This window comes from Pseudoalteromonas sp. XI10 (assembly GCF_001469895.1).
Taxonomy (GTDB): domain Bacteria; phylum Pseudomonadota; class Gammaproteobacteria; order Enterobacterales; family Alteromonadaceae; genus Pseudoalteromonas.
Map to the genome: position 1 here is coordinate 1 of NZ_LOPY01000010.1, position 24946 is coordinate 24946.

A 24946-nucleotide genomic window follows, 5' to 3' on the forward strand; every position below is an offset into this window, starting at 1 on the left:
TATGACCTCGAAGAAGAAAACAGCAAAGCCATTAAAGAACCAAGGCCCAGACAAGTCATACACAGATTTAGAACGCCAAATTCGCAAGCTTGAGAAGCAACTCGAAGATGCTCAGTTGGAGAATGACGTTTTAAAAAAGGCGAAGGTCTACTTCGACAGCCTAAAAGAATAAGGTTCGAATATATCCACAAGGTCACAGATGCCAAGCGCACAGTGAAGAAGTTGTGCAGTTGGTTATCTGTGTCGCCGGCTGGGTATTATAAATGGTTAAAGCAATTACCTAGCACACGCCAGAAAGAGAACAGTTCGTTACTTAAGTTTCTAAAGCATATTAGCGACCAAGAGCATTGTATCCCTGGTTATAGAAAGCTATGGGAGGCAGCGGTAGCGCATGGCTTTGATTGCAGTAAAGGACGTGTGCAGAGACTATTACAAAGCGTTGGCTATCGTTCAAAGTCAGGTAAGAGACGCTATACAAGTCGCGCGAAGAAAGAAGGTACAATCAAAGCGAGTAACTTATTACGACGCCAGTTTAATGTTGATGTAGCAAATACCGTGTGGGTATCAGACATCACACAAGTACGCTGTAAAGATGGTTGGCAGTATTTGTGCGTCATCCTTGATTTGTACTCTCGTAAGGTTGTTGGCTGGGTAACAAGTCGGATAAACAACGCCGAATTAGTCATTAAAACACTGAGAAAGGCATGGTCAGCACGCAAACCTGATGGTGTGAACTTGCTCTTTCATTCAGACCAAGGAGCTCAGTATGTCGCAAAGGAAACAGTGAAGTGGTTAACTAATAGAGGTGTCACAGTGAGTATGTCTAGAAAAGGTAACTGCTGGGATAACGCATGCTCAGAAAGCTTCTTCGCGCAGTATAAAAAGGAGTGGATAAAGAATTTAAATGAACTGAGTCGTAGTGAAATGACAACACAAACGTATTTTTATATTGAAAAATACTACAACTCAGTAAGAAGGCATGGCACCCTAGGGTATAAAAGTCCCATGCAATACGAACAAGTTAATTAAACCCCGTGTCTACTTTATCGGGGTCAGATCAGATACCTGACATCTGAAATCTAATATCTAACCTCTGATATCTAATATCTAATATCTTATTTTTAAACCGCTTTTAAGTGTCGCTCTGCTGGCGCTACCATTTCGGTTACAAAATCAGTAAATTCTTCACCTAGGTTTTCGTCACGCATGCTGTATTCAACAATCGCTTTTAAATAACCAAGTTTATCGCCACAGTCGTGGGCACGGCCGCTCATGTGGAATGCTTCAACAATTTCGTGCTTCATTAACTCATCGATAGCATCGGTAAGTTGAATTTCACCGCCCGCACCCGCTGGTGTTTTAGCAAGTAATGGCCAAATAGCTTTAGATAGAACATAACGGCCTACAACAGCTAAATTAGATGGTGCCTCTTCAGCTTTTGGCTTTTCGACCATGGTCTTAATTGGCGCACTTTCGCCCGCTTTAATTTTAACGCCGCCGATATCAGCAATACCATATTTATGTACGCTTTCTTGTGGTACTGGCTCTAGCATGATTTGGCTTGCTTTAACTTCATTAAAACGCTTGATCATAGCAGCAATATTTTCGGTTTTTTGATCTGCTGTATAGCTGTCTAAAATAACATCTGGCAGTACAACAACAAAGTCGTCATCGCCAACAATTGGCTTTGCACACATAACAGCATGGCCTAATCCTTTAGCCTCGCCTTGGCGTACGTGCATAATGGTTACATCAGGAGGGCAAATTGAGCGCACTTCTTCAAGCAAGGTACGCTTTACACGTTTTTCGAGGGTTGCTTCAAGCTCAAAGCTAGTATCAAAGTGGTTTTCAATGGCATTTTTAGAGCTATGCGTTACAAGTACAACCTCTTTAATACCGGCAGCAACACATTCGTTTACTATGTATTGAATAAGTGGTTTATCAACCAGAGGTAGCATTTCTTTAGGAATTGCTTTTGTCATCGGTAACATACGTGTACCAAGGCCTGCAACAGGAATGACAGCTTTCATAATGTTTAGTCCCTTAAGTGTAGTGGTAAGAATAAATAATTACAAAGTATGAGTTATTAACTCATTTTGCGCAATAGTAAAAAGATATTTATAAACAAGTTAGCAGTAATAATATTGACGGAGGATGAATGAAATAAAGAAGTCAGAAGTCAGAAGTCAGAAGTCAGATCAAGCTAGTGGCTGGGGTGCCACTAGCAAGGGGTTAGTTATAAAAATTTACGAGAGTAGTAATAAACTGTTCAACTTGCTGTTGATCTAGTTCATTAATACCTGCCGCTGCTGCGCGGCCGCCGCCGGTGGCAAATTGGCTGCATACATCAACAGCACCTTGTTTATTATTGAGTGGTGCTCTTACACTTACGGTAAAACTTCCTTTGTTATTATAGGTAAGCACTGCATGGGCTTTATTAGGTGCTAGGTTTGCAAGGTCGTTACCTAATACACCACTTACACGGCGTGCCCATGGAGCGTCATCAAGTAAAATAACCTTTGCTGTATCGCAATTATGTAAAACCTTAGCGTCAGCTGCTTTTTGCATATCAGCTTTGTAAGCTTTTTCTAATACGTAATAAACCGACTCATGGTCGTTAATAGCATCAAGCGGTGACTTGTATTTTAGTAGCTCGTTAAATAAGTTTGCTGGCGCAAAGTGTAAATCGGCCACCTCGCTGCCATAGCCGTTATAGTTAATATACGTGCCAAATGCTTTAAGTTGTGACTTTTCGAGCTCTGTTAAGCCTAGTTTATCGGCTTCGCTATCAGCTTTTGCAAATAAATTATCACCATAAGCAGCTGTAATAGCCCATAAGTGGTATTGCTTATCGATAAGGTCGCTCACAATTAAGCTCGTACACATGTTTGCATCTAAATCGATATGGGCAAATAAGTTTGCATGATTCGGAATATCACCCGCTTTATGGTGGTCTACATACATTACTCGTGCACCCACACATAAAGCGTCGTGCAACTCTGCCATGTTTTTTTCCATTGAAATATCGAGTACACGTATATTATCACCGGCTTTTGGGGTGATTTTTTTCAATAGTTGAATATCACGTTTTACGCCGGTTACTTTCACGCTTTCAACAGGGTTAGCGAGCTGTAACTGTAAAAGTGCGATGATGCCATCGGCATCACCGTTAAAAATATCGTAGTTCATAAAATCTCAAAGAATAATAAAGTCAGATTATAGATGTTAGAAGTTAGAAGTTAGAGGTTAGACGTCAGGGGTTAGATATCAGATTTTAGGCGTCATATATCAGAGGTCAGAAGACAGATATCAGATTTTAGACGTCAGGTTTCTGGCTCTAGATTTCTATAATCCCTGCTTCGCATAAATAACCAATAATTTGCTCAACGCTTTGCTCAATGCTTTGCTCTGCTGTTTTTACATGAATCTCTGGTTGCTCTGGTACATCGAACGCCGAGCTAATACCTGTAAAATTAGGGATCTCACCGGCACGGGCTTTTTTGTATAAACCTTTAGGGTCACGGCTTTCACAAACCTCTAATGGCGTATCGATAAATACCTCTACAAATTCACTCTGGTTCATAATGCTGCGAGCACGAGCACGGTCTTCTTTAAACGGTGAAATAAACGCCGTTGATACAATTAAGCCCGCATCAACAAACAGCTTAGCTACTTCGCTAATACGGCGAATATTTTCAATACGGTCTTCGTCGCTAAAAGTAAGGCCCTTGTTTAAGCCCATGCGTACATTGTCGCCATCAAGCAGATAAGTATGACAACCTAATTCAAATAACTTAGCCTCAACCGCGTTCGCAATAGTCGACTTACCAGAGCCACTTAGTCCCGTATACCAAAGTAATACCGGCTTATGCCCTTTATGTTGTTCTTTTTCAGCACGCGAAACAGTTTGATCGTGCCATACAATGTTCTCGGTCATGGTACCTCTTGGATTTGGGTTCAGATTTCAGATTTCAGATTTCAGAGTCAAATCGATTCTTTAAACTTGTTAACATGGCAGCTAACTCTTTTGACTCTGCAATCCAGCTTATAGCAACTTCACGCCCTATATAACCAACCTCTAAACCAATGTAAATTTGAGTTCTAGCTTCAGCTAAAGAGGCTCTAGCAATATCAATAAAGCGACTCTTTTCTTTAAAGCTATCTCTACAGACTCCCTCTGCAATATTGCTTGGCACTGAAAGGCCTGAACGAGTTAGTTGGCTCCTGAAAGCATAATCATTTAATTGAGACGTTGTTTTATAAATTTCTGCACTTAATTGAACGGCTCTTTTCCAAACATCTAATTTTTCAAAATTCATCGCAGCTCAGCTCCCTCTGATATCTGACTTCTAATATCTTACCTCTATAAAGTTCGATTTTAAACGTAAAACACAGTGTATTTACTTTAGAATACTGAGAGGTATGTGATAAGGGACGGTAGGCAGAACTTTATATTTATATATGTCACATGCTAATCGTGATGACTTCTTCCACACACCCATTTGTTCAAATTTCATAATTAGTCCCTTGCCATTAAGTGAAATCCATTCACAACTAAACCTTATCTCAAAATAAACCTAGCGCCTAGAGCCTGAAGACATATTTCTACCTAACGCCTAGCACCTAGCACCTAGCTCCTAGCACCTAGCATCCTAGCACCTAGCGCCTAGCGCCTATTACCTAGCACCTAACCCCTAGCGCCTTACACCTAAAACGGAAAAAACACGGGTATCAGGGTCAGTACCACTAGGCTGTAGGTGATTGAGATCGGTAGGCCAAATTTTATAAAATCGGTTAGCTTATAGTTGCCGGCGTTATAAACCATTAGGTTGGTTTGGTAGCCATAAGGGCTAATAAAACTGCCACTCGCAGCAAAGGCGACAGCCAATACAAATGGCATGTAACTTACGCCTAAACCTTGAGCTATGGTAAATGCAATGGGGAATGTAAGCGCTGCTGCTGCGTTATTTGTTATTAACTCTGTAAATAAAAGAGTAAGTAAAAATACACCAATAAAAGCAATGTAAACGCTTTGCCCGGCAAGTAAACCCTCAACTTGCTCTGCTATTAGTTTAGATACACCGGAATTATCAAGCGCTGTAGCTAATGTTAAAGCACTCATAACAATAAGCCAAAGCTCTAACGGAAAGCGTCGCTTAATTTCGTTTAGCGATAAACAACGGCAACCCACCAGCATGGCTAGGTAAAAAATAAAGCTTTTTAATAAGCTAATATCAAAAATTAACGAGCCAGCAATGGTTGCCACAAAGCCCCAAGTAACAATACGCTCTTTTAAGCCTTTAAGCATGTTGTCGGCTTTTACACCGCTCAGAATAAAAAAGTTTTTAGTTAAGTTAGTACGTTTAGCAAAGTCAGGGCCAACAGCAAGAATCAAAAAGTCGCCGCTTTGAATGGTAATATCGCCCAGCTTACCCGAGAGTTTTTCGCCTTCGCGGCGCACTGCAACTACGGCAGCATCGAACCTTGCACGAAAGCCCGCGGTTTTTAGGGTTTTACCTACCACAGCCGCACCCGGTTTAATAACAACTTCGGTTAAGTTATCGCGCAGTAAACCATCTTGCTCTGCAAATAGGCTTAACCCCTCAAATTGCTGTAGCACCAGCACTTTAGTGACATCGCCAGAAAAAATAAGTTTATCGCCTTCACGGATCATCTGCGTTGGCGCTACGGGCGAAATTAAGCGGTTATCGCGTACTACCTCAACCAAAAATAGTGACTCTAAACTACGTAAGCCATTTTGCTCTACTGTTTTACCTATCAGCGGTGAGCCAGTATTCACTTTTGCTTCAACAAAGTAATCACTTGAGGTTTCATCTTTGCATACTTTACCTTTAAGGCGGTTAATCGTGAGTGCCATCACTAATACACAGGCAGCAACTGCTGCTAGGCCTATGGGTAAAAAATCAAAAAATTTGAACCCCTCTGCACCGCGTTCAATCAGCATAGAGTTAACAATTAAGTTAGTTGAGGTACCAATTAAAGTGAGGGTGCCACCTAAAATAGCGGCATAAGAAAGGGGGAGTAAAAGCTTTGTTGGGGCAATAAGCTTATTATTTTTTACAGGGCTAATTAAAGTAGCAACCACCGCGGTATTATTTAAAAAGCCAGAGGCTACAACTGTTGCCAATAAGGTTCTGACATAAGACTTAACCACAGAGCCATTAAATAAAACATTGGCAAGTTTTCGTAAAAAACTGGTGCGTTCAAAAGCAAATGCGCAAACGACCAATAAAAGCAGCGTAACCAACCCAGGGTTAACTGCATTATTCAGTAATTGTTCGGTAGAAACTAGGTTAGTGGCAAAGCAGGCTAAACAAGCGGCTGCAAATACACGCTCAGGAAATTTTTGAAATTTTATTAAGCCTACAATGGTTGTAATAAATATAACCACTATCAACCATTGCTGTAAGATCATTCAAACATCCTTATTCGTAGCTCGTAGCTCGTAGCTCGTAGCTCGTAGCTCGTAGCTCGTAGCTCGTAGCTCGCCAAATCATATCTTCTGCCAAAACATTAAGGTATTGAAGCCTAATCGTTTTTTAACAAAATAAACGGCGAGTAAGTTTTGTAAACTTATAAAAAACGCAGTGGCTGTCGCAGCACCAATAGCGCCAAACAACTTAGTGAAAATAGGCACACTGATTAAAACACCAAAACCACTAATGAGTGTGACTAAACGCATATCGCGCTCATGGCCGCTCATCATTAGTAAATAACCAACAGACCCAGTCACTACATTAACCGCTTGCCCTAAAACTAAAATCTGTAAAATTAGAGCTCCTTGCTTAAACTCTTCACCAAAAAGGCCCATTAAAAATTCAGGAAACAGCAGCATAAATAGCACTATGGGTAATGCACTTAGTACGAGTAATCGCACAGAAAATAACGCAGTTTTACGAATGCCATGCTCATCACCTTTGGCATGAAAGGCTGAGAATTTAGGTGCTACAACTAAGTTTACCGCCATTAAAATAAACGAGGTTAAAAGTGCAATACGCTGGGCAACACTAAAAAAAGCGACCTGCTCTGCCACTAAAAAAACACCTACAATGATTGGTGCACTCCACTGTACTGCTTGACTCATTATTATAATGACCCAATTAGGCCTTGCGCTATGCCAAAGTTGTTGAGGGTTTGGCTTTTCACCATTATTATTTAAGTTTTTAATACTTAACCAGTAAAAAAAACTAGATGTTACCCCTAATGATAAGCTTAAATAAAGAGCCGCAGTACTTGCTGATTCGGCCGAAAATACAATTACCGCAGCACCACACAGTATAAAATGAGCTATATTTTGGCACGGGATACTAGCAATGAGTTTATGACGAGCCTGCAAGCTCATTGCTACTAAAAACACGATACTAAAGCCAATTATCGCGGGTGCTATAAACTGCAAGCTTGTTGCAAGCCCTGGTTTATTAAAAACACTTTCAGCAAGCCAAGGCGCAAGAGTATAAGTAATAACAGTAAATACAAATGAAACAGGCAGAACATATTTAAGTGCAAAATTTAATATTGCCTTTACTGTATTGCCATTAATTGCATCTGCTGATGTAAAACGCAATACAGTATTGTCAAAGCCAAGCCTAGCCACCGCAGACAGTAACATAACCAAGGCAAGCGCAAGAAAAAAATAACCTGACTGCTCTGCACCTAATTGCCTTGCAATAATCAGGTTAAAGACAAAAGACATCCCCGCCCCTAACACTCTTATTGCTAAGGCTAATAGAGAGTTAATTACCGTATGACGATGCTCTTTATTATCAAGCAATGCTTTAATTTTTGACTTCATTTGTACAAGGCTATTTAAAAGTTATATATTGAAAACTAATCATTTCCGAACAAATCTCGGCTATATACTTTAGCAACAACATCACTCAACTCTTCTGCCATGCGGTTAGATACGATTACATCAGAGATACTTTTAAGCTCATCAAGATCTTTAATCACACGTGAGTTAAAAAACGCATCCCCTTCAAAGGTTGGCTCGTAAACTACCACTTCAATGCCTTTTGCCTTGATGCGCTTCATAATACCTTGAATGGCCGATGCTCTAAAGTTGTCAGAGCCTGTCTTCATGACTAACCGATAAATCCCCACTACTTTTGGGTTGCGTGCCAAGATAGAGCTCGCAATAAAATCTTTACGAGTCGTATTAGCATCAACAATTGCGCGAATCATATTGTTTGGCACATCTTGATAATTAGCTAGTAATTGTTTGGTATCTTTTGGTAAGCAGTAACCACCATAACCAAACGACGGGTTGTTATAATGCTTACCTATACGCGGGTCTAGGCCAACACCTTGAATAATTTGCTTAGCATCAAGGCCATGGCTTTCTGCATAGCTATCTAACTCATTAAAGTAAGCCACACGCATTGCAAGATAAGTATTAGAGAATAGTTTTATTGCCTCTGCTTCAGTAGAATCAGTAAACAGAATATCAATGTTTTCTTTAACGGCCCCATCAGCTAGTAAGTTAGCAAAAGTTTCAGCGCGTCCACTTTGTTCACCAACAATTATGCGTGACGGGTGTAAGTTATCGTAAAGCGCCTTTCCTTCTCGTAAAAACTCGGGTGAGAAAATAATATTGTCAGTACCAAACTTCTCGCTAACAGATTTTGTGTAACCAACCGGCACTGTTGACTTAATAATCATGGTTGCGGTTGGGTTGATGTCTAAAACATCTGTAATTACAGACTCTACAGTTCGAGTATTAAAGTAATTTGTTTCAGGGTCATAATCGGTAGGTGTCGCAATTACTACAAACTCAGCTTCACTAAGAGCTAAATGCTTATCAGTGGTTGCAATAAAGTCTAATTGTTCATTTTGTAAAAAATTACTTATTTCAGCATCTACTATCGGTGACTTTTTTTCACATAGAAGTGCCACTTTCTCTTTATCTATATCTAATGCAATCACTCTGTTTTTTTGTGCTAATAACATCGCATTCGACAGGCCTACATAGCCTGTACCAACTACAGCAATTTTCATGTTTTTTCCTTAAATTTTAATACGCATTTTTATTAACAAAGCCTTTAAAAATAGTTAAAAACACTATTTTTAAATCGAAGAACAATGACCAATTTCGAATGTACTCTAGATCAAACTCTATGCGTTTTTCCATTTTATCTAATGTATCGGTTTCGCCACGCCAACCATTTATTTGCGCCCAACCAGTAATGCCTGGTTTAACCTTATGGCGTAACATGTAACCATCAACAAGTTTACGATATTCTTCGTTATGAGCTACAGCATGAGGCCTTGGCCCAACAATCGACATTTGTCCTTGTAATACATTAATAAACTGTGGCAGTTCATCTAAGCTCGTTTTGCGAATAAATTGGCCTATTGGTGTAAAGCGCGAATCATTTTTAGTGGCTTGAGTTACTTTAGCGCCGTCTTCCATTACGTTCATCGAGCGGAACTTCCATACCTTAATAGGCTTACCATCAATGCCATAACGGTTCTGTTTAAAGAATACCGGCCCCTTAGAAGTAAACTTAACGGCAAGGGCTAAACCCAGTAAAACAGGGGATATCAGAATTAAAATAAGCGTAGAGAGTACAATATCTTCAATGCGCTTGATAATAGCGTTGCTTCCATCAAGCGGTGAGTCATAAATACTGATTGTAGGAATACCCATAATGGTATCACTGCGAGAGTGTAATAATTGATAGGTGAATACATCGGGCACTATGTAAACACTTGCAGTACTGTCGGCCAACTCTTTGACTAGCCACTTACGGCGCTCATAAGCTTGAGGTGGCAAAACAATATACACACGATCAATACCACCTTCTTTACAATCAGCAACTAGCTGCTCTAAATTACCAATGGTTTGTGCAGCCACTAGTTTTTGCTTTGGTGTGGTGTCATCGTAATAACCGCCGAATACCAAACCAAAGCTTGAGTTTGCAACAATATTATTTGCAAGCTGTTGTCCTAAAGTGCCCGCCCCTGCGATGACAACCGAGCGCGTATTTATCCCCTGAGAACGCAATGCTCTTAATATAAAACGCAGTACAACACGGTATACACACAGCGAAACCAATACTGATACAAACCAATAAAACTGCAAACCTTCAGGGTTTAAGTATTGCGGGGCTAAAAAGTTAACACTTAAAAATAGGATAGCTGCACTAACAAACCAATGCGAAATAGTCTTTTTAAGCTCTTTATAAATAGAAAGACCACGCCAAGAAATGTAAAGTTTATCGAGCTCACTAGTGAAATGAAACAAGAATACTGCAAGTAAGGATGCTGTTGTGTGCTGAAGTAACCAGGGGATTTCTTGTAAAGCGACAGCTACCCATAAACAACCAACAATAATAGTAATATCGAGGATCCGCTGCACGAATGCTATTACTGTTGAATTACTTTGCAAAATACCTTTATGCATTTATGTTTACTTCTCATTTTTATTATTACTAGGGGAAGGTTACCATCATTACATTACTGCTTGTTCATCATGGTAGCCTTCAAAGTATAATCTAACCGTTGGTTATTGCCATTTTTACAACGTTTATTTTTACTAAACAAAAGGGATAGCAGCAAGTGTCTTGCTGCTTACTCGAATGACTATGATGCTTGCACTGTAACTAATGCTTTATTTACAAGATCTATAGCTTTTTCGCTTGACTCAGCCTCAGCATAGCACCTTAATTCTGGTGCATTACCAGATGGCCTTAGATGTACTATATCACCAGATACAAGCGTAATGCGTAAACCATCAGTTAAGTCTAATTCGTAGCTTTCATCATAGCCTAGTTCTAATAAAAAGCTTTGCGCATTTTGCTGTAACGCAGCAATAATTTGTAAGCTTTTCTCTCTTGCAAAGTCCTTAATACGATCACTGGCGGTAAACCGTTGCGGTAGCTTAGCTAGTAACTCAGATACATGCTTAGGTTGCGCTAACAAAATCAATGCAGGAAGTAGTGCATCTCTTGTAGGTAGAGCTTTTAGTAACTTACCATTGAATGTTATATCTGAACCTAGTAAGTAACCACCATTAGCTTCAAAGCCTGCGACTGAAGTGTATTGTTCAGCTAACTCTGCAAATTCAGCAATAACATATGGCGAGCCAATTTTAGTGCGCTTAACTTGCTTGAAGCTTGCTGATTTTTCAATTGCTGTATTGCAACTTACCGGCGTTGCAAGAGCTTCGATATTTAGTAGTTGACTACAAAGTAAACCAAGTATATCACCACGTAACCAATTGCCATTTTCATCAGCAATTAATGGTCGGTCACCGTCACCATCTGTTGAAAAAATAGCATCAAAGCTGTATTTATTGGACCAATGAAGTGCACGTTGTTTATCTTCATCTGATACAGCTTCGGTATCTATCGGAACAAACTCATCACTTCGACCTAGACTAATAACCTCTGCACCTAACTGCTCAAATAGTACCTTGTAGATATCACGTCCAGCACTTGAGTGCTCATAAATACCAACTTTTTTACCTTTGAGAGTATCTTTACTAAAAAGAGAGGTATAACGCTGCGCATAAGATTCACAAGCAGCAATATCTAATGGCAATTCATTTAGATGTTCCGGTAACGCTGTGAATATGGCTTTGCTAGTTAGGATTGCCTTTTCATCTGCTTTTGTGATCTCACCATCAGGGCGATAAAATTTTAAACCGTTACGATCAAATGGAATATGACTACCAGTAACCATGATGCAAGGCATATTATCTTGCATTGCTTTATAAGCAAGTGCAGGCGTTGGTACTACACCATAATACACAACATTCAACTTATGTTGCTTTAAAGCCTCTGCACATGCCTGCGCAATTGCGTAACTACTTGGGCGATTGTCTATAGCAATTGCAACTGTATCGAAGGAAAATTCATTTTCTATTGCTGATATAAAGGCCACAGCAAATGCCGCATTTACATCTGGGGTAAAATCTTTTACAAGACCTCGCGCACCACTTGTGCCAAATGCGATACTACTCTTTGCAATGACTTCAGAGCAAACTAACTGGCTATCCATAAAAAACCTATTTATTTAACTATTCTAAAAGCATACAACTAGCACAATACGAGTTGCGCTAGCTGCTTTTCTAACATCTGATATCTAACTTCAAATATCTGTTTATGCGTTTATTTCACTCGACCATAACGGTCTTCAAAACGTACGATATCATCTTCACCTAAGTACGAACCCGATTGCACTTCGATTAACTCTAAGTCAACTTTACCCGGGTTTTCTAACGCATGAACCGCTGTAATTGGAATATACACAGACTCATTCTCTGTTACATATTGCTCTGTCTCATCAATTTGTACTTTTGCTGTACCCGATACCACAATCCAATGCTCTGCACGGTGGTGATGCATTTGTACCGATAATTTGGCACCTGGTTTTACGGTAATACGTTTTACTTGGAAGCGTTCACCGTTATCGACTGAGTCATATTTACCCCATGGACGATACACTTCTCGGTGAAAAGTAACTTCAGAACGCTCTTCTGATTTTAACTGGTTTACAATTGCTTTAACTTCTTGCGATTTATCTTTATGAGCAACTAGAACGGCATCTTTCGTGTTTACAATCACTAGGTCTTCAACACCCACTGTTGCAACTAGTTTATCTTCACCAAATACAAGCGTATTTTTTGTATCTACCGCTTTTACATCACCTTTAAAGGCGTTGCCATTTTCATCTTGTGAAGACACCTCCCAAAGGGCAGCAAAACCACCTACATCGCTCCAACCTGCGTCCATAGGCACAACAACGGCATCTTTCGTGTGCTCCATTACTGCATAGTCAATTGATTCATCAGGGCAAGACTCAAAAGCAGCTTTATCTACGCGAATAAAGTCCATATCGCTGTTTTGTACTGCAATAGCTTTTTCGCAAGCTTCGTAGATATCAGGGCGAAATACTTTTAATTCATCTAAATAGCGACTTGCTTTAAATAAAAACATACCACTATTCCAGTAGTAATCACCGCTTTCAATATACTGCTTGGCGGTGTCTAAGTTTGGCTTTTCAACAAAACTGTCAACAACAAAGCCATGCTCTACAGCGTCACCTCGTTTAATATAGCCATAACCTGTTTCAGGGCTGTTACCTACAATACCAAATGTAACTAGTTTATCTTGGTTTGCTAACTCTGCAGCTTTATTTACACTAGCCTGAAAAGCGGCTGAGTCTTCAATTACATGGTCTGCAGCAAGAACAAGCAGCAATGGGTCTTGCTCATTTTCAATGGCTTTAAAGGCAGCCAAAGCAATAGCTGGTGCCGTGTTACGTCCTACTGGCTCTAAAAAAATACCGCCATGCTCTGCACCTAATTGGCGCACTTGCTCTGCTGCAATAAAACGGTGTTCTTCATTACAAATTAACATGGCTGGTGAGTGCGCTAAGCCCGTTAAGCGGCTTAGCGTATCTTGAAGCATGGTTTGCGCGCCGTTAAGCGTTAAAAATTGTTTTGGATAGTTGCCACGTGAAAGTGGCCATAAGCGTGTCCCTGAACCACCCGCCATGATTACTGGTAAAATCATCGTGTTTCTCTCCATTTAATATTTTTTCCTCGGAATGAGGAAAGCCCACCAATCAACATTCCATAAGCATGACCAATATGTTGAACAATAAACAAAGTACCTAATTTGAAAAATGAAAATTTACTAAATGTATTTCGATTTTGTATTTCTTTATAAGCACCACTGAATAGATAAAGTAAATATACACATATCAAACCGAATGCTGAAACAGGAGAAATTAAACATAGAAAAATGAGTGATAAATAAAAGGAAAATGGAATCAAAGATCTTAAAGTTGGAAATATACCATGTTTCATAAATATAAAAGGCTTAACAGATGCATATTGTTTCATCATGTTAAATAGCTTGGAAACTTTATCTCTAGCAAAGTAAGTAACTTTGGGACCGTTAATTTGCACGACTTTTAGACCAGATTTTACAATTCTTATATTGTGTTCTAAATCTTGCCCTCTAACAAATGTTTCATCAAAATCACCAACTTCCTTAAAAAGGCTACTTCTCCAAGCTCCAAATAACACGGTATCAACTTCGATAGGCTCATTTGAAGTAAGATTTCTATGAGAAGAGCCGACTCCATATTTGGAGCCAAGGGCAATAGCAATCAACTGAGGAATCTCATCACTACTCGCAGTAACAGTTTCTACTTTTGAACCAACGTTCCCCACATCTGTATTGTTTTTTAAATAATTTACCAGACTAATAAAATAACCATTTTCATATAAGGCATGAGCATCGCATCTTATTATATATTCTCCAGCAGCTTCACGTACCAGCTGATTCAAAGCATATACTTGAAATTTCTTTTTATTATCAAAAACCTTCACTCTACTATCTTGTAAAATATACTTATTAATTATCTTTTTAGTTGAGTCAGTACTACCTCCATCAGAAAGTAAAAATTCAACTTTCATATCACCAAAATCTTGTTGAATAATACTATCCAAGCACTTAGCTATAAATTTCTCTTCATTAAATACGGGTATAATAATACTTAAATCAATCACTTTGAATACTCTTCAGTTAGAATAAGCGCGGCATTTTCCCAAGAATAATGGTTAATGAAAAACAACTTGCCACGTTCGGTAGTTTCATGGAGCCTCAGACTAGAAACAGATAATGCCTCTATCAAAGTTTGTGTTAATGAGTCATTAGTTAATTCAGCAATAAGAAGAGCATTTTTCCCGTTATCTGTAGGCTCCAACAGCCCAGGTAGCTTAGTAATAATTGGTACACTTCCTAAAGATACAGCCAGAGCCAAAGCCCCACTCCCATCTATTTCCTTATAAGGAAATACTGAAAACTTAGTAAACCTTACAAAGCTTTCAAGCTCCTCATCCTTTAAATAGCCAAACTTAGTATCAAGCAGTCCTAATGCTTCCAATTCACTGCTTAAATTTAAATCAGCTTCAGATAAATACTGTCGCCCTACCATTAAAGCTTTAAACTTAAATCCTTTTTCATACAATTCACTAAGAGCTTCTAAATAAAATGAAACCCCTTTATACCCTTTTAAATTTCCAAACATGATAAAATCATATACTTTCAGAGGAGTATCAACCTCCTCCTGGTTTATGTTATTTATTGATGACAAAGGGCCATGTGGGGCAATAAAAAACTTATCTTGGATTGCAATACCATTATTTATTAACTTGATAGCTGTTTCATGGTTATGAACTTGTATCCTGTCAAAGACTAAGTGAGACTTCTCCCAATACAAACTTTGTAATGGGCTTGTGCTCTCGCCATGAAATGCTGTTGAATTGTGTGCAGTAAATATAACTTTAGAAGAACTAAAGAGCTTAATTGCTTTAATAAAAATACTATCCACAAAAGGAATAGCCAACCACTGAAAATGTACAGCATCCGGTCTTTTTCTAATTACATAAAAGAGGAAAAATAACATGTTCATACAATGTTCGAAGGCTTTTAAATACTTATTTTTCAAACCTAATTTAGATGTGAAATTATAAAAATAAGGAATAAAATTAAAACTAAAGTTATTACTCTCATTTTCTCTTAACATTCTACCAAATAAAGTAACATCGAGTGACTCGACCTTTGAAAGCTCTTCAACTAACTTCTTATCATATGGAAGCGAAAAAAGAGAGGGATCAACGACAAATATTTTCTTCATACTCGAAACCTAAGTAATCTTTCACTGCAAGCCAGATAATGAAAAATGAAACCCAAACTTTTGAGGTTACAAGCCCACCAATAGCCAATGAAAAAATAAAAAACAAACCAAGTAAAATATAAACTTTTGAGTTATAAAGGGATAAAAACTTGTATTTTATTAAAAGTAATCCCCCCCCACCTATAGCACCAAAATAAATGAAAATCTGAAAAAAGTAATTAGTGACATAATTAGCTATTGAAGAATTATCCATATCCAACAATCTTGATTTAAAACCAAAACTAACAAAAAGATCATAAACATACTTAAAAAGCGTACCATCAGAGCTAACGCCAACACCAAAAATTGGGTAATCTCTCAGAACATCTACACAAACCATTATGGGTGCAACCAGCCTCGCAACCGCACTAAAATCAGAGCCAGCCATTATGTTGTCGAATCGACTGGATATTATATCAAATATAAAAGCGTAGAAAACCGCAACACATATAGTTAGGAAGATCAAACCTACCACTGAGGAAAATGCATTTTTTTTATAGACGAAACACCAAATAAACCCCTGAGCCAGCGGCAAAACGATCAGTACGGGACTTCTTATAAGCAAAATAAATACAAAAAACAGTGCAAAAGATAAAAGTAGTTTCTTATTGAAACTGTAAGTTTTCTTATTAATAATGAAAAAGCTAAGAGTTGATAGTAAAAATGCAAGGTGTGCAGGCTCTCTATTTAATGCCATTGGCCTCACTAAGCCGTATTCTCTTACATCTCGTTCAAAGCTTGTGTAAAGGCTTTTTTCGTAAATTAAGTTTCTTAGTAGTTCTAAAACTTCTCTTCCTCCGAAAAAAATTTCAAAAAAGACAAGGAAAACTAGAAAATAAAAAAGTCGAAATATCCATCGCTCTATATGTTCAGAGTTATTATTTCTAGCTGTGATGTCAACTAAAATTAAGAAAAGTGAAATAGAGCCAACTAACTGAAACCCACCCAATAAAACAGAAGTAGGTTCGTTATAAAAACCTGGCGAAAGTAAAGAAGAAACTAAAACAGCACATAAAAAAAATGTAAAATACCAGATAGTTCGAACATTAATCTTGTAGAATAAAATTAAAATACAAACAAGTAAATATGGTATTGGCATTGGGATAACCCCACCAAATAAAGACGGATTAATCCAAACACTAAATATTATGCACAAAAATATTACAAAAGATAATATATTAAATTTTATTGTTTTGTGCATTTGAATGACTTCACTGTTTCCCATAAACTAATCAACTCTACCCCATAAATAGAATAGAATTCATCCTTAGAGATGAAATCAGAATAGTCTGTAACTGTACCTTTAGCTTTTAAGTTATTACTTTTCCAGTGCTCTTCTGGATTTATAATATCACTAGCTTCAAACTTATGCGTCCCCAACTCCACATCACTTCCTAGTAAAGCTAACCAATCAAATTCGTCACACAAAGTATCTTCATAGCAAATGACTTTTAAGCGTTCTGATTCATTTATTATTATTCTAGTATCAGCTATCCACCTATTAACACAATCTCTAATACTCCGTCTACCACTCCAAGCTTTTGGGTGTTCATTAGAAGCAAAATACATAGATCTACAAACATAATAAGGCTCTCGTACGATAGCGAATACTCTACAATCTGGAAAGTCTCTATAAATATGACTTAAGTAATGTAAGTGCCTAGGAGTTTTTTCGATTACATTTTTATATTGAACTTCTAATTCATGAAACCATGGATTTATTTTGCTACTATTCAAACTTACACTTGAGCTTTTGGAGTAGTTTTTCAGTGCATTATAAGCAGCCTGATTTTTTCTCCAATATTTTTTGGTTAAAAAATTTTTAGAATTTCTAAGTGAATAATAATGAGTTTCGGGGCCAGTATATGCCCCTATTACTTTTGCTATTTCAGACTGAATCAGTGTTGTTCCTGAGCGAGGAGTACCAACTAAAAAAATTATCACTACTTATACCCTACTCTTGTAATATTCCATTCTGGATAGTGTTCAGCTATATATTTGTTCAATGCGATTTCAGCGTCTGTATAAATACGAGATTCAGTGTTTAAGGTTTGAGTTTCAGCGGTTGTATTTGTGATCATACCCGCACCTACCGTTACATTGGTTAAGCGGTCAATGATGATGAATGATCCGGTGCCAACAACCTGCCTGTATTGATCAACCACCACTGGGGCTGATGTTTCGATAGTACAATTGGCAATTTCGTTTAATTGTAATTCGCTAGCATCAATTTGCTCTAGGGTATTTACATCAATACGGTGGTTAATGTTGCTAATTTTACCAAACGTATTTTTAGTACCAATTTTTAGCTCGTACTCTTTACCTGGTTGCATAGCAGCATCGGCCATCCACACAATCGTTGCAGCAAAGTTTGAACTCGTTGTTGGTAGTTGTTCTTGGTCTGTGCTTGATTTAACAATGACATCACCGCGCGAAATATCAATTTCGTCTTTTAAAGTAAGTGTAATTGCTTGGCCCGCAAAAGCCGTTGGTAAATCGCCATCAGCAGTAACAATACGCTCTACCGATGATGTTTTACCCGACGGGAATGCTGTAATTTGGTCGCCTACATTAATAATGCCGCTGGCAATGGTGCCGCAAAAGCCGCGGAAATCTAAATTAGGGCGATTAACATACTGTACCGGTAGGCGGAAGGTATCTAGGTTTTTATCGTCACTAATGGTTACTGTATCGAGCAACTGCATTAATGTAGCACCTGGGTACCAGTCTAGGTTATCGCCTTTATCAACAACGTTATCGCCTTTAAGCGCCGAGATTGGTACAAAGCGTACATCAGGAATATCTAGTTGCTCAGCAAAAGCTTTGTAATCGGCTTTAATTTGGCGATACACATCTTGACTATAATCAACTAAGTCCATTTTATTAATGGCTACAATTACGTGTTTAAGGCCAAGTAGTGATGCAATATAGCTATGGCGTTTAGTTTGTGTTTGTACGCCTTTACGGGCATCAATCATTACAATGGCTAGGTCGCAGTTAGATGCACCGGTTGCCATATTACGCGTGTATTGCTCGTGCCCAGGGCAGTCAGCAATAATAAACTTGCGCTTTTCTGTTGCAAAATAGCGGTAAGCTACATCAATGGTAATACCTTGCTCACGCTCTGACTGAAGGCCATCTACCAGTAACGCCAAATCGAACTCTTCGTCTGTGGTATTGAATTTTTTTGAGTCGTTTTTGATAGCCGCCATGTGATCTTCAAAAATTAATTTTGAGTCATGTAATAAGCGGCCAATTAGTGTTGATTTACCGTCATCAACATTACCACAAGTTAAAAAGCGTAGTAGATCTTTGTTTTCGTGTTGTTTTAAATAACCTTCGATATCTGTTTCAAGAAGGTTTGGGGTAATTTGTTCAGTCATTTTCCATCCTTACTTAAGCTATAAGCTATAAGCCATAAGCTTGAAGTCTAAATACTTTCTATAGAGTTTTTCAGGCTACAAAGCATTGCCTGTAACTCTTTTGTTTCTGCAACCCATATAGACCCTATATCGTTAGATAAATATCCTATCTCTATTCCGATATAAATTTGAGTCCGAGCTTCTGAAAGCGATGAGCGAGCAATATCTAAAAATCGACGTTTTTCTTTATTACTATCTCTACTCATCCCTTCCGCGATGTTACTAGGTACTGATAAGCCAGCTCTAGTCAGCTGATCTCGAAAGCCGTAATCCCGCAATTCAGTTGTTCCTTTATAAATATTTGAAGACAACCTTGCCGAACGCTTCCAAACTTCTAAATTTTCAAAATTCATAACAATCCTTGTTGTATCTATTTAGTAAAGTCTTTAATCCACTTAAGACTTACAGCTTAGAGCTTACGGCTTTTTAAAAGTAACCTTCCATTTTCTTTTTCTCCATTGAGCCTGATGAATCGTGATCGATTACACGGCCTTGGCGCTCTGATGTTTTGGTTAATAACATTTCTTGAATGATTTCTGGGAGCGTTGTTGCGTTAGATTCAACCGCACCTGTTAATGGGTAGCAACCTAGGGTTCTGAAGCGTACCATTTTCTTCATTGGTACTTCGCCTTCTTCAAGTGGCATACGTTCGTCATCAACCATAATTAATGTACCGTCACGCTCTACTACCGGGCGTTCTGCAGCTAAGTAAAGTGGCACAATGTCGATGTTTTCTAGGTAGATGTATTGCCAAATATCTAGCTCGGTCCAGTTACTGAGTGGGAATACACGAATACTTTCGCCTTTATTCACCTTACCATTAAAGGTATTCCATAACTCTGGGCGCTGGTTTTTAGGGTCCCAACGGTGGTTTTTATCGCGGAATGAATATACACGTTCTTTTGCGCGTGATTTTTCTTCATCGCGACGTGCACCACCAAATGCTGCATCAAACTGGTACTTATCTAATGCTTGTTTTAGCCCCTGAGTTTTCATGATGTCGGTATGTTTTGCACTACCATGGGTAAATGGGCCTACGCCTGCATCTACACCTTCTTGGTTAATATGTACCAGTAAGTCAAAACCTAGCTTTTCGGCCATTTTGTCGCGAAACTCGATCATTTCTTTAAATTTCCATGTGGTATCAACATGCATTAAAGGGAACGGTGGTTTAGCAGGGTAAAATGCTTTCATTGTTAAGTGCAGCATTACCGCAGAATCTTTGCCGACAGAGTAAAGCATTACTGGGTTATCAAATTCGGCAGCAACTTCACGAATAATGTGAATAGATTCAGCTTCAAGTTGCTTTAGGTGAGTCATGCGGGCTTGGGAGATTTCCATTTTTACTCCATGAAAGTATGCTAGGTTTCGAAAGAAAGAAGCCTGAGGAGAAGTCAGAAGTTAGATATCGGAGGTTAGACGAGAGATATCAAGTGAAAGATATCAGATGTTAGATATCAGAGGTTAGATATCAGGTTTCAGATATCAGTTTTAGATATCAGATGTCTGTTTTCGGATATCGGTGCTTTGAGTTCAGAAGTAAGACTTCGGTCACCGAGATTATTAAAAATTTTTTATTTAACTCTATTATTCTAGGTTCTAGGTTCTAGGTTCTAGGTTCTAGGTTCTAGGTTCTAGGTTCTAGGTTCTAGGTTCTAGGTTCTAGGTTCTAGGTTCTAGGTTCTTCAACACGCTTTTCGTGGTAACAATTAAGTCAAGTAGAACCTAGAACGTCTTTTATTACTTATCAGATTTATATTCGTAGTTGTAATAGCCATAATAGCCGTATGCATTGCTTGCTTTACGTACTACACCATTAAATACAACACCTTTTACGTCTATACCGTTTTGTTCAAAACGGTTACGAGTAAGTTCAATTTCACGTAAATGGTTTTGGCCGAAGCGCGTTACTAATAAGGTACTGCCTGCATGAGCACTTACAATTGCAGGGTCTGTAACCGCTAAAATAGGTGGTGTATCAACAATAACAATGTCGTATTTTCCACTTACTTCTTCAACCATCTTACTAAAATTTCGATGCATTAATAATTCAGATGGATTTGGCGGTATTTGACCACGGGTGATTACATCTAACCCTTCAACTTGTGACTTTTTAGTTACTTGTTCAAGATTTAAACGGCCCGACAGTAAATCACTTAAACCGTCATCCCACTTCATACCGAACTGAGTTTGCAAGTAACCTTTACGCATATCAGCATCGATAATCAGTACCTTCTTACCGCTTTGTGCCAGTACTGTTGCTAAGTTTACCGAAATAAAGGATTTACCTACACCTGGGCTTGGGCCAGATATAGCAATGATGTTGTTTTTAGCCTCCATCATTGCAAAGTGTAAACTTGTACGTAGGCTACGTAGTGCTTCTATCGATAAATCTGCAGGGTTATCTACCGCTAGTATCGACTTAGGCTTGTCTTTAACTTTACGCGCACGGTTAAATCCTGTGAGCTTATCTTGAAAGTCTGAATACGGTACCGATGCATAAACAGGTAAACCTATGCTCTCTATCTCGGTTGGGTCTTCAACACCGCGATGGATTGCTTTTTGAATTATCACTATTGCAACTGCTAAAAAGCCACCAAGCAAAGTTGCTACCACAGCAATGAGTATTTTTTTAGGTTTTACAGGCTCTGTTGTGTCTACCGCAGCAGCATCGACCACGCGCACATTACCTACAGTGCCAGCACGCACAATATCTAGCTCTTGCGTTTTACTTAGTAACAGCATGTAAATTTCGTTACCTACTTCTACATCGCGGGTTAAACGTAATAGCTCTTGCTGTGTTTCTGGTAGGTTACCTACTTTAGACGTTAGCTGTTCTTTTTCTGTTTCGACCGCTTTAATTTGCTGTAGCACCCCTTGGTAGGCAGGGTGCTCTCGCTTAAACTTACGACTCAACTCTAAACGCTTAAGCTCTAATTCTTGCAGCGTTGTGTCTAGCTCAACAATTTGCTCAAGTACACCTTGGGTTTCAAGGCTAATATTTACCGAATTACGTTGTTTTTGATAATCGTTAAAACGTTGTTCAGATTCTTCAAGCTGTCTTTTTACTTCTGGTAACTGAACTTCTAAAAAATCTAAAGATTTTTTAGCCTCCGCACTATTGCGCTCTACATTACGGCGAACATAAATTTCGGCTACTTTATCGAGCACTTTAGCTGCATGAACAGCACTTTTATGCTCATAGCCCATCGCTATAATACCTGAGTCTTTACCTTTTTCACTGGCACCGATCTCTTCTTGCAACTCGATAATTGTTCGATATCGATTGTTCTTAACTAATGTAAAAACTGTACCTGGGCGTGCATTCAAATCACGAACAGTTAACTCATAATAACCAGAACTTTGCTCTTTACCAACAACACCTTTTAAAACCGACTCACCATCAGGGTTAAAAAGCTCAAAGGTTTTGCCTTCGCCAATAACTAACTCAAACTCTTCGCCTTCAAAAGCTTTTGGTACATTGAATCTGAAAATATTAATACTTTCGCCGCCCCAGGCATAACTGCTAAGACCAAAGAAAGGTTCAGCAATGTCGCCTTCTGATTCAGCAACAAAGCTGCGAAATAGCTTACCACCAATAATTGGGAATAATTTAGGCTCTGCAATTATATCAAGCTTTAGGGTATCGACCGCCTCACCAATCACCGAGCGCGACTTTAACAGCTCGATTTCGGTTACCGCTTCACTGCTGCTTTCGAACATGCCGGCCATATCATCAAGGCCAGGTACAGACGGGCTACTTTCTTCAACTTGTACAAGTGCTGTTGCTTTATATATTGGCGTACCTAAAACCGCAATAGCCACACCCGTAATGGCAAATACAGCGGTTACTAATACGATGAACCATTTACGGTCAAGTAAAGTACCTAATAATGCGAGTAAATCTATTTCTTGCGGTTGCGATTCTTGACTTCTATTTTGATTTTTACTTGCTGCTAATGCAGTGGGCTGAGCATTCATCTACTACCCTTTCCTTATAAATACTTTTGCCAAGCGCTACATGCGCTATCGATTAATGCGTAAACATGCTCAAAAGCCTCTTGGCTTTGACGGTATGGGTCGGGTATTTCTTTATCACCGACCCATTTACCTAGCAAAAATGTTTTACCACGCGCTTGCGGGTAGCGAGCACATAAGTCGTTTATATGACGCTGCTCCATCACTAAAATAACGCTGTGCTGTGCAACAAGGGCAGAGGTGATTTGCCTGCCCTGATGCTCGCTCATATCAATACCATGTTGCGTTGCGGTTTGCTGCGCTTGTGCATCTGCTTGCTTGCCTTCAAGCGCAGTTAACCCCGCTGAAGACACACTAACATTTTTACCTTGAAGCTTACTTTTTAGTACATATTCAGCGGTTGGGCTTCGGCAAATGTTGCCGGCACACACGACCAATACAGAATCAAACATACAACTTAACCCCTAGTTTGACCCTGTTACATCATCAATTGCATTAACTGAACTAACTGATGGTAATAATAAGCTAATTACACGATTCCAACGTGCTAATGGTGCTGACGTTACGTATACAATATCGTGAGGCTGTAACTCAAACTGCTCTGCAAGCACTAATGCTGCAACATTCTTTGCATGGAGTTGATATACATCAGCAATAATACCATCGGTTTCTAAGCTGCGTTTACGTAATACAAATACACCATTTGCATCAGCTGTGTTTTCGTTTAAACCGCCTGCATCACTTAAAGCTTGCGCTAAATTTAAACCATAACGATTAACGCCCACTGTACCAGCGCGTTTTACATCGCCTAACACAAATACCTTTTGCATGTCGTTACGATTAACATGAACAATATCGCCATGTTTTAATAAACGGTTTTGCGAGATATCGCCATGTGCATAAAAGTCATCTAGCTGGATCACTTCTGTTTTATCGCCACGGGTAAAAGTTACTGTGCGCCAATCAGCAGAGTCTGTTAACCCGCCGGCTTGGTTAAGTGCATCAATTAAAGTAAGCGGCACTTCGGTTACAGGGAGCACACCTGGGTTATTTACTTCACCTGTTACATAGGCTTTTTGGCTTCTAAAGCCAACTATTTTAATATCTACTTGAGGGTCTTCGATTACGCGACTTAAGCGTTTAACAAGCTCTTTATGAACTTGCTGTACTGTTTTACCAGCCGCTTGAATATCTGGAGCGTAGGCAAAGGTAATGGTGCCGTCGGCTTGAACACGGAAGCCGTCGAACTCAGCAGTACGTTGTACTGCAGCAGGAATTGTTAATTCAGGGTGGTCCCATACGCCGATTGTGATTACATCGCCAACACCTAATTTATATTGATAATCAGAGGTGTCGATGCCATCAAGGCTTGATGGTAACGCTGGTTTCGTTTTACTTTGCTTTTGTTGATTAATGAGAGAAGAGTCGATGATTTGGATATTAACTTTATCGAGCTCCTTCTCAAGATTATCTATTTGTTCGCCCGATTCGATTCCTTCAAAATGGCTACCGGGGATGATTGTACAGCCAGTCATTGCTAGTAACGCAAATGACGTTACAATTGTTTTACAGCTAAGCGCCATTGTTATTTCCCAAATAATTATTCTTAAAACGTCCAGTTAAAATAAAACCACAACTGTTTATTTTTACGCTGCCTAATTAAAGCATGGCATTACAAGGTTCGCAAGACTGAGTGTTTAGTAAACGCTCACTTGTGACAGGTTTTTGCAAAATAGTTAATGAATACTTCTAGGTTCTAGGTTCTAGGTTCTAGGTTCTAGGTTCTAGGTTCTAGGTTCTAGGTTCTAGGTTCTAGGTTCTAGGTTCTAGGTTCT

The 24946-nt window shown here is 39.0% G+C and carries 20 protein-coding genes and 1 pseudogene; 1 reads left to right on the forward strand and 20 read right to left on the reverse strand.

Going from position 1 to position 24946, the window contains the following annotated elements; genetic code table 11:
• Positions 1 to 1029 (forward strand): annotated as a pseudogene (locus AUR67_RS01815) (IS3 family transposase); the annotation flags it as partial.
• Between the two features lie 92 nt (positions 1030 to 1121).
• Here AUR67_RS01815 and galU read toward each other — a convergent pair.
• The 20 genes from galU to AUR67_RS01915 all read right to left on the reverse strand — a co-directional run bounded on the left by galU (position 1122) and on the right by AUR67_RS01915 (position 24694).
• Positions 1122 to 2030, reverse strand: coding sequence for a UTP--glucose-1-phosphate uridylyltransferase GalU (gene galU / locus AUR67_RS01820; protein WP_058583886.1), 909 nt, complete (start codon positions 2028 to 2030; stop codon positions 1122 to 1124).
• 202 nt (positions 2031 to 2232) lie between these two features.
• Complete coding sequence (locus tag AUR67_RS01825) at positions 2233 to 3189, reverse strand: hypothetical protein (protein WP_058583887.1); 957 nt, start codon at positions 3187 to 3189, stop codon at positions 2233 to 2235.
• A gap of 148 nt (positions 3190 to 3337) precedes the next feature.
• Complete coding sequence (gene cysC, locus AUR67_RS01830; protein ID WP_058583888.1) at positions 3338 to 3937, reverse strand: adenylyl-sulfate kinase; 600 nt, start codon at positions 3935 to 3937, stop codon at positions 3338 to 3340.
• A gap of 34 nt (positions 3938 to 3971) precedes the next feature.
• A complete protein-coding gene (locus tag AUR67_RS01835; protein WP_058583889.1) occupies positions 3972 to 4319 on the reverse strand; it encodes a four helix bundle protein in 348 nt (115 codons plus the stop codon).
• Positions 4320 to 4708: 389 nt separating this feature from the next.
• The gene (locus tag AUR67_RS01840) at positions 4709 to 6436 is read right to left on the reverse strand and encodes an SLC13 family permease (RefSeq protein ID WP_058583890.1); all 1728 of its coding nucleotides are present in this window, start codon (positions 6434 to 6436) and stop codon (positions 4709 to 4711) included.
• Positions 6437 to 6514: 78 nt separating this feature from the next.
• Positions 6515 to 7813 carry an oligosaccharide flippase family protein gene (locus tag AUR67_RS01845; RefSeq protein WP_058583891.1) on the reverse strand — a complete coding sequence of 433 codons (1299 nt, stop codon included), beginning with the start codon at positions 7811 to 7813 and terminating at the stop codon, positions 6515 to 6517.
• A gap of 35 nt (positions 7814 to 7848) precedes the next feature.
• Positions 7849 to 9015: a nucleotide sugar dehydrogenase gene (locus tag AUR67_RS01850; RefSeq protein ID WP_058583892.1), complete on the reverse strand. Its 1167-nt coding sequence runs from the start codon at positions 9013 to 9015 to the stop codon at positions 7849 to 7851.
• Positions 9016 to 9031: 16 nt separating this feature from the next.
• Entirely contained in the window at positions 9032 to 10423 is a 1392-nt protein-coding gene (locus tag AUR67_RS01855; protein ID WP_058583893.1) for an undecaprenyl-phosphate glucose phosphotransferase, read from the reverse strand.
• Between the two features lie 179 nt (positions 10424 to 10602).
• On the reverse strand, positions 10603 to 12021 hold the full coding sequence (locus AUR67_RS01860; RefSeq protein ID WP_058583894.1) for a phosphomannomutase: 1419 nt from the start codon (positions 12019 to 12021) through the stop codon (positions 10603 to 10605).
• Between the two features lie 110 nt (positions 12022 to 12131).
• The gene (locus AUR67_RS01865; protein ID WP_058583895.1) at positions 12132 to 13538 is read right to left on the reverse strand and encodes a mannose-1-phosphate guanylyltransferase/mannose-6-phosphate isomerase; all 1407 of its coding nucleotides are present in this window, start codon (positions 13536 to 13538) and stop codon (positions 12132 to 12134) included.
• Entirely contained in the window at positions 13535 to 14542 is a 1008-nt protein-coding gene (locus tag AUR67_RS01870) for a glycosyltransferase family 2 protein (RefSeq protein ID WP_058583896.1), read from the reverse strand. Before AUR67_RS01870 ends, AUR67_RS01865 begins: the two co-directional genes overlap by 4 nt.
• Positions 14539 to 15672 (reverse strand): glycosyltransferase, encoded by a 1134-nt coding sequence (locus tag AUR67_RS01875; protein ID WP_058583897.1) that lies wholly within the window; start codon positions 15670 to 15672, stop codon positions 14539 to 14541. Before AUR67_RS01875 ends, AUR67_RS01870 begins: the two co-directional genes overlap by 4 nt.
• Positions 15650 to 16936: a hypothetical protein gene (locus AUR67_RS01880; RefSeq protein ID WP_058583898.1), complete on the reverse strand. Its 1287-nt coding sequence runs from the start codon at positions 16934 to 16936 to the stop codon at positions 15650 to 15652. The genes AUR67_RS01875 and AUR67_RS01880 overlap by 23 nt, the downstream gene beginning before the upstream one ends.
• A complete protein-coding gene (locus AUR67_RS01885) occupies positions 16897 to 17655 on the reverse strand; it encodes a sulfotransferase family protein (RefSeq protein WP_058583899.1) in 759 nt (252 codons plus the stop codon). The genes AUR67_RS01880 and AUR67_RS01885 overlap by 40 nt, the downstream gene beginning before the upstream one ends.
• The gene (gene cysN / locus AUR67_RS01890) at positions 17655 to 19094 is read right to left on the reverse strand and encodes a sulfate adenylyltransferase subunit CysN (RefSeq protein WP_058583900.1); all 1440 of its coding nucleotides are present in this window, start codon (positions 19092 to 19094) and stop codon (positions 17655 to 17657) included. Before cysN ends, AUR67_RS01885 begins: the two co-directional genes overlap by 1 nt.
• 47 nt (positions 19095 to 19141) lie before the next feature.
• On the reverse strand, positions 19142 to 19486 hold the full coding sequence (locus AUR67_RS01895) for a four helix bundle protein (RefSeq protein ID WP_058583901.1): 345 nt from the start codon (positions 19484 to 19486) through the stop codon (positions 19142 to 19144).
• Between the two features lie 73 nt (positions 19487 to 19559).
• Positions 19560 to 20474 (reverse strand): sulfate adenylyltransferase subunit CysD, encoded by a 915-nt coding sequence (gene cysD / locus AUR67_RS01900; protein ID WP_058583902.1) that lies wholly within the window; start codon positions 20472 to 20474, stop codon positions 19560 to 19562.
• A 399-nt stretch (positions 20475 to 20873) separates the two neighbouring features.
• Entirely contained in the window at positions 20874 to 23114 is a 2241-nt protein-coding gene (locus tag AUR67_RS01905; RefSeq protein ID WP_058583903.1) for a polysaccharide biosynthesis tyrosine autokinase, read from the reverse strand.
• A gap of 14 nt (positions 23115 to 23128) precedes the next feature.
• On the reverse strand, positions 23129 to 23563 hold the full coding sequence (locus AUR67_RS01910) for a low molecular weight protein-tyrosine-phosphatase (RefSeq protein WP_058583904.1): 435 nt from the start codon (positions 23561 to 23563) through the stop codon (positions 23129 to 23131).
• A 12-nt stretch (positions 23564 to 23575) separates the two neighbouring features.
• Positions 23576 to 24694, reverse strand: a complete 1119-nt coding sequence (locus tag AUR67_RS01915; protein ID WP_058583905.1) for a polysaccharide export protein — start codon at positions 24692 to 24694, stop codon at positions 23576 to 23578.
• Between the last annotated feature and the right edge of the window lie 252 nt (positions 24695 to 24946).